A 2,283-nucleotide genomic window follows, 5' to 3' on the forward strand; every position below is an offset into this window, starting at 1 on the left:
AGCCTCGAATCCGGCGCATACACCGTGACGGCGACGGCCGAGGCCCCTCTCGTGGCGGCCGTGTGGCAGACGACGGGCTTCGGCGCGGACGCCGACTTCGCCTGGAACACCGCGGCGCCCGCCGTGACCGAGTCGACGCTCGTCGCCGTGCCGAGAGGGCCGGACCCGACGATCAGCATCGCCAATCCCTCTGACGAGGACGTCACGGTCTCGGTCGCGGAGCAGGACGACGATCCGCAGGAGGTGACGGTCGCCGCGGGCGCCACCGAGGTGGTGGAGATCGACGACCGGCGGCTCTACACGATCGACCCCCGTGGGGCGTCGGTGCATGCCGCGGTCGGGTTCGCCGGCGATGCGGGTGTGGCGTCCATGGCCGTGTGGCCTGACGCGGCGAATCCGCAGCCCGTCGTCATCTACCCCTGACGCGTAGGCTGGGAGGATGGCGCTGTTCGGACGGTCGCGACGACCCGTGCCGCGCGAGCGTGCCGCGCGGCACGGCAGACACGGTCGCGTGGGCCGCAGCCCGGTCGTGCGGCCACCGCTGCCGCCGATCGACACGCGCCTCGAGCGGTTCGATGTCGCGGTCGGAGGTGCGGCCGAGTACCTCCGCGGCGCGTGGCCCGAACTGCGGGATGTCAGCTTCGAGATCGGCCGTCTGCCGCGCGACGCCGACGAAGAGGGCATCCCGCGCTGGACGATCGATCGGGACCGACGGCGCATCGTGCTGTACCGGATCCCGATCGAGCGCCTGGGCCGACTGCACCGCGTCGACGAGACGCAGCGCCGGATGATGATCGAGGGTGAGGTCTTCCGTGCCGCCGCCGACTATCTCGACCGCGACCCGTGGGACCTCGGTCCTGACCGGTTCCGCTTCTTCTGACGCGCATTGCGATCCGTCCGGCGAGGCGGCCGGACATCACGGATTCGGGAACATAGGGTGAACGCGATGCGTGAGAGAGTGTGCTCGAAGGTGGGTTGCGCGCGTGAGGCCGTGACCACGCTGACCTACGACTACAGCGACCAGATGGCCGCCGTCGGCCCGTTGGGTGCAGCGAACGACCCTCACGCGCACGACCTCTGCGCGATCCACACGGACCGCCTGTCGGTGCCGCAGGGCTGGACCGTCGTCCGACACGAGACGTTGCGCGCCTCCTGAGATCGCACGGGTCGGCGCGTCCCCGGCCGCCGCGAGCGGCTCTGCACGCGGACCGCGCTCGATCAGCGCGAGAGGCGGGCGACCCGCTCGGCGCGGGCCGTGAGGGCGTGCAGCTCGCGAGCGCGGCGCACGGCGACGACGGCGCGCAGCAGCGTCTCGGGGTCGACAGGCGGCACGGGGCTCACATGCGGGTGAACCTCTGCCGCGAGCTCCGCGGCGACGCGCAGCCGCGCGGCCGGATGCATGGCCTCGGCCCCTGCCACGAACTGCGCGACGCGCCGGGCCAGACGATCGGGCAGACGTCCGACATCGGCGATGGCGGCCCACGCTTCGAGACCGTGCGGCAGCGGCGTCTCGTGCGTCACGAGCTTGGGCGTGCGCGTGCGCTCGGCGTACGTGCCGGCGACGAGGTCGCCCAGTCGCTGGGAACGGGGCGTGAAGACGCCGACGAGCAGGGCGAGTCCGCCGAGCGTGAAGTAGATCTCCAGCACGCCGACCACGGCGCGGATGAACGCGTGACGGAACGAGATCGCGCCGCCGTCGAGGCGCACGATCCGGCCGCCCACGGCGAGTTTGCCGAGGCTGCGTCCACGCGTCGCGGTCTCGATCGCGGTCGGCACCACGATCAGCAGCACGACGAGCAGCACGATCGAGAGGATCTGCATCACGTTCTCGGGCAGGATGCCTGCCACGAGCAGCCGGCTCAGGATCAGGATCAGGCCGAGGTAGACGAGGACCGTCGCGGCGATGTCGATCGCGGTGCCCGCGACGCGCAGGATGAGCCCGATCGGCTGCACGTCGAGAGCGACGGCCTCGCCCGTCAGCACCTCGTCGTGCTCGACGACGACCGCGGGGTGCCGGGCCGCCGAGGGCCGCGGCGCGCGTGTGTCGACGCGCGGCGCGACGGAGGTCATCCCGGGGCCGTGGCCAGTCGACATGCGTACAGTAAATCACTGTGGACCTCGACGCTCTGACGACCGCCCGGCGGCAGGAATGGGCACGCCTGGACGAGCTGTCCCAGCGCCGCCGCCTCTCGGGCGCCGAGGTCGACGAGCTCGTGGCGCGCTATCAGGCGGCGTCGGCGGACCTCGCGGATCTCAAGACGTCCGCCGGGCGCACGCCGCAGG

Annotated in this window: 4 protein-coding genes; 3 read left to right on the forward strand and 1 reads right to left on the reverse strand. The window is 72.1% G+C overall.

Going from position 1 to position 2,283, the window contains the following annotated elements; all coding sequences use genetic code 11:
* The 3 genes from RIF89_RS14140 to RIF89_RS14150 form a co-directional block, all read left to right on the forward strand.
* Positions 1–423, forward strand: a 423-nt coding sequence (locus RIF89_RS14140; RefSeq protein WP_309069716.1) for a DUF5719 family protein, incomplete at its 5' end; no start/stop codon positions are given.
* A gap of 16 nt (positions 424–439) precedes the next feature.
* Positions 440–880 (forward strand): hypothetical protein, encoded by a 441-nt coding sequence (locus tag RIF89_RS14145; RefSeq protein ID WP_309069717.1) that lies wholly within the window; start codon positions 440–442, stop codon positions 878–880.
* A gap of 66 nt (positions 881–946) precedes the next feature.
* Positions 947–1,156, forward strand: coding sequence for a DUF3499 family protein (locus RIF89_RS14150; protein ID WP_309069718.1), 210 nt, complete (start codon positions 947–949; stop codon positions 1,154–1,156).
* Positions 1,157–1,218: 62 nt separating this feature from the next.
* Here RIF89_RS14150 and RIF89_RS14155 read toward each other — a convergent pair whose 3' ends face one another.
* Positions 1,219–2,094 carry an RDD family protein gene (locus RIF89_RS14155; protein ID WP_309069719.1) on the reverse strand — a complete coding sequence of 292 codons (876 nt, stop codon included), beginning with the start codon at positions 2,092–2,094 and terminating at the stop codon, positions 1,219–1,221.
* Positions 2,095–2,283: the final 189 nt, after the last annotated feature.

The organism is Microbacterium sp., from assembly GCF_031178525.1.
Taxonomy (GTDB): Bacteria; Actinomycetota; Actinomycetes; order Actinomycetales; family Microbacteriaceae; genus Microbacterium.

Excerpts from the sequence above, each read along its gene's own strand:
- RIF89_RS14145 (WP_309069717.1), top strand. The coding sequence starts at position 440 with ATGGCGCTGTTCGGACGGTCGCGACGACCCGTGCCGCGCGAGCGTGCC.
- RIF89_RS14150 (WP_309069718.1), top strand. The coding sequence starts at position 947 with ATGCGTGAGAGAGTGTGCTCGAAGGTGGGTTGCGCGCGTGAGGCCGTG.
- RIF89_RS14155 (WP_309069719.1), bottom strand. The coding sequence starts at position 2,094 with ATGTCGACTGGCCACGGCCCCGGGATGACCTCCGTCGCGCCGCGCGTC.